The sequence below is a fragment of the uncultured Amnibacterium sp. genome, assembly GCF_964245895.1.
GTDB lineage: Bacteria > Actinomycetota > Actinomycetes > Actinomycetales > Microbacteriaceae > Amnibacterium.
Genome location: NZ_CAXTOQ010000241.1, coordinates 1 through 3,324 on the forward strand (window position 1 = coordinate 1; position 3,324 = coordinate 3,324).

Sequence of the window (3,324 nt, forward strand, 5' to 3'; positions counted from 1 at the left end):
GACGACCAGCGACGGCTCGGCCGGAAGCGGGACCACACCCGGGATCCCGAGATCCGCGACGCCGCGCTCGCCGTGCTCGCCGAGACCGGGTACGACGCGATGACGATGGATCTCGTCGCGGCCCGCGCGAAGGCGGGCAAGGCGACGCTCTACCGCCGCTGGCCGTCGAAGGCGGAGCTGGTGATCGAGGCCGTCGCCTGCATGAAGCAGAGCCAGTCGTCGATCGAGCACGCCCCCGACACCGGCAGCCTGCGCGGGGACCTCCTCGCGCTGATCCGGCCGCACTCGATGGAGGACGCGGAGCGGAAGCTGCAGGTGATGGGCGGCCTGGTCTCCATGCTGTCGCGCGACCCGCAGCTGGCCGACGCCGTCAACGAGGCGATCACCGAGCCGCGGGCGCGGCTGAACCGGCTGCTGATGGAGCGCGCGATCGAGCGCGGCGAGATCCGCGCCGACGCCGACCTCGACACGATCGCGCACATCGGCCCCTCCATGACGGCCTACCGCACGCTCGTGCAGCGGAAGCCCGTCGATCGCGCCTTCCTGATCGGCCTGATCGACGGCGTCGTGCTGCCGGCGCTCGGCCTGCCCGCGGGCGACCGCGGCTGACTCCAGAGAAGTCGTCGGACGGGTGCGCGAGACTCGGGGGATGGTCGGTTCTCGCGGGGTGCCACGGTCCGACGAGGTGATCGGCCGCTGGTTCGCCGAGGCCCGTCGCGGCCTGTCCGGCCGCCGCCTCGAGCGGGTGCGCAGCGCGGAGGCGGACCTCCGCGCGTGCCTGGAGGCGAACGCCCCGCAGCTGCTGACCGCGACCGAGCGGGCGCTGCTGACCCTCGAGCGGCAGTTCGACGACCGCGGCGCGGCGGCGCGGGTGGCGGAGGCGGGCGTCGTCCTGCTCGTGCTGCCCGTCTTCCTGGAGGAGCCGCGCTGGTTCGGCGAGGACGTCGAGGACCGGCGCGTGCGGATCCGGCTCGCGGAGCCGCTGGCGTACTCGGTCGCGCGCGCACCGGGGCTGCGCGCCGCCTCCCTCGGCCCCGCGGTCTGGACCGTCGAGGCGACGGTCGAGCACGCGATCTGGATGCTGCGCATGGAGCGCGCGGCGCTGCGCCACGGCTGACGCCTACCAGGGCCGGCGCGGGACGGCCGAGCGGGACACGCCCCCGGAAGACGGTCTGGCGGTCGCCTCCCGCGTCGGCTGGGATCGACCAATGCGCGCGCTCCCGAACGTCGTGGCCGGGAGGCGCCGTCGCGGCGCCCTGATCGCGCTCGCGATGACCGTCGCGACCGTCGTCGGCTTCTCGACCGGCGCGTTCGCGACGCCGCTCGCGGCCGGAGGGGGCGCGGCGGCCGCGAAGGCGCCCGCCGTGACCGAGTACACGCTGGGCCAGGCGTACTTCGCGGGCAAGGGCGCCTCCCGCAGCTCCGTCGTCGGCAACGGCGGCGTGCTCGTGGTCGGCGGCGCGTACCGCGTGCGGTGGTGGGGCGAGCAGGCGCGGCCGCGCCTGACGCTGCAGCGCAAGGTGGGCTCGGGCGCCTGGCGGACGACCGCCGCGAAGGTCGCGCTGACCGACGACGGGATCGTCACGCGGACGCCGGCGTACTCGACGTCCGCGAGGACGAGGACCGTCGCCTACCGGATCGTCTCGTCCGCCTACTCGAGCGCGAGCGGGCGGGTCCGGGGGACGTCGCGGTCCCACGTCCTCACGGTCGTGTACGAGAACCAGCAGCGCTACACCGGACTCGCCCGCACGATCTACGAGGCCGCGAAGCCGTACTGCCCGAGCACGGCGGTCCACGTCGGCACCCTCGACGGCGCCGCCGGCGACTACCGCACCGGCACCCTCCTGATCCGCGCGATCCCGGAGATCGCCGCGTACGAGCCGATCGACGTGCGCGCGGTGGCCCTGCACGAGTGCTCCCACGAGCGCCAGTGGCTGAACTACGGCGGCTCGGCCGCCGGCCACGTCCGGATGGCGAAGGACGCGAAGGCCCTGTTCTCCGACTGGACCAAGCCAGCCGACGTGACCACGCCGTACCGCTACGAGGACCCGGACGCCGCCATCACGCCGATCGAGCACGCCGCCGACTGCGGCGCGCAGGCGCTGAACCCGGGCGGCTACCTCGGCTACGGCGGCTGGTGCAGCGACGCGGAGCTCGCGGCCGGGAAGCGCCTGCTGCTCGGCAGGCGCTACTGACCGGCGCCACCGACCGGCGGCCCGCTCAGTCCGGCGCGTCCTCGGACCAGGCGGCGTAGACGTCGATCGCCCGCGCGAGGAAGCGCTGCACCACCTGACGGTCCTCGGCGGTCAGGTCGCGCGCGGCCGCGTCGAGACCGGCGATCAGGGCGTCGAGGTGCTCGAGCACGGCGCCCGTCGCGTGCGGCGTCGCCTCGAGGCGGATGCGCCGACGGTCGGCCAGGTCGCGATGCCGCTCGACGTGTCCCGCCGCGGTCAGCCGGTCGACCAGCTCCGTGGCGGCGGCGGGGGAGAGGCCCAGCCGGTGCCCGAGCTCGCCGGGTCCGACCGGGTCGTCCGACCACGTCAGGTGCCCCATCGCGGCCAGGTCGGTCGGATGCATCCGCATGCGTCGCCCGAGCGCGGCCTCGGCGTCGCTCATCGCGGTCTGCAGCGCGCGGAGCGCGAGCGTCTCCGGCTCGATCTGCGGCGCGGCGTCGTCCATCTCCCCATCCTCCCTGCTTCGTCTGCCGTACAGTTCGGTGACCGAAAGATCTGGGGGAACCATGAAGCGGGTCGCCGCCTTCGTGTCCGGGCGCCGCTCGGCGTGGGTCACGTTCCTCCTCGGGTTCGTCGTCGTCGGCGCGCTGTTCGCGCTGCTGCCGTCGGCCGGCTCCGCCCCGGCGCCCGGCACCGGGCTGCCCTCCTCCGCGGACTCGCAGCGGGTGGCCGCGCTGCTGCAGCGGTTCCCGGGCGCCGACCGGTCGGTCGCGATCGTCGTCTTCGACCGGGACGGCGGCCTCAGCGCCGCGGACCGGACCGCGATCGCGGCGCGCGCCGCCGCCCTGGCCACGCGCTCCGTCGTGCCCCAGGCGGTCCGCCCGCAGGTCAGCGACGACGGCACGGTCGCGGTGGTCGCGGTGCCGGTGAAGGCGAAGGACGTCGAGGACGACGCGGAGGCGGTCGCCGGGACGATCCGCACGACCGCGCGCGAGGGCCTCCCCGCCGGCCTCACCGCGAAGGTCACCGGGCCGGTCGGGTTCCAGGCCGACATCGTGGGCGCCTTCGCCGGCGCGGACCTGCGGCTGCTGCTCGTCGGGGCGGTGGTCGTCGCGGTGCTGCTGCTCGTCCCCGACCGCAGCCCGCGCCC

Annotated in this window: 5 protein-coding genes; 4 read left to right on the forward strand and 1 reads right to left on the reverse strand. The window is 75.4% G+C overall.

Features of this window, described 5'->3' with window-relative positions; genetic code table 11:
* The 3 genes from ACFE60_RS18420 to ACFE60_RS18430 form a co-directional block, all read left to right on the forward strand.
* Positions 1 to 609 (forward strand): TetR/AcrR family transcriptional regulator (locus ACFE60_RS18420; protein WP_375390303.1); only part of this gene is annotated, 609 nt, incomplete at its 5' end.
* A gap of 40 nt (positions 610 to 649) precedes the next feature.
* Complete coding sequence (locus tag ACFE60_RS18425; protein WP_375390304.1) at positions 650 to 1,117, forward strand: hypothetical protein; 468 nt, start codon at positions 650 to 652, stop codon at positions 1,115 to 1,117.
* A 91-nt stretch (positions 1,118 to 1,208) separates the two neighbouring features.
* A complete protein-coding gene (locus tag ACFE60_RS18430) occupies positions 1,209 to 2,195 on the forward strand; it encodes a hypothetical protein (protein ID WP_375390305.1) in 987 nt (328 codons plus the stop codon).
* A gap of 25 nt (positions 2,196 to 2,220) precedes the next feature.
* Here ACFE60_RS18430 and ACFE60_RS18435 read toward each other — a convergent pair whose 3' ends face one another.
* Entirely contained in the window at positions 2,221 to 2,679 is a 459-nt protein-coding gene (locus ACFE60_RS18435) for a MarR family winged helix-turn-helix transcriptional regulator (protein WP_375390306.1), read from the reverse strand.
* Positions 2,680 to 2,740: 61 nt separating this feature from the next.
* Here ACFE60_RS18435 and ACFE60_RS18440 point away from each other — a divergent pair.
* On the forward strand, positions 2,741 to 3,324 hold a 584-nt coding region (locus ACFE60_RS18440), incomplete at its 3' end, for an MMPL family transporter (RefSeq protein WP_375390307.1).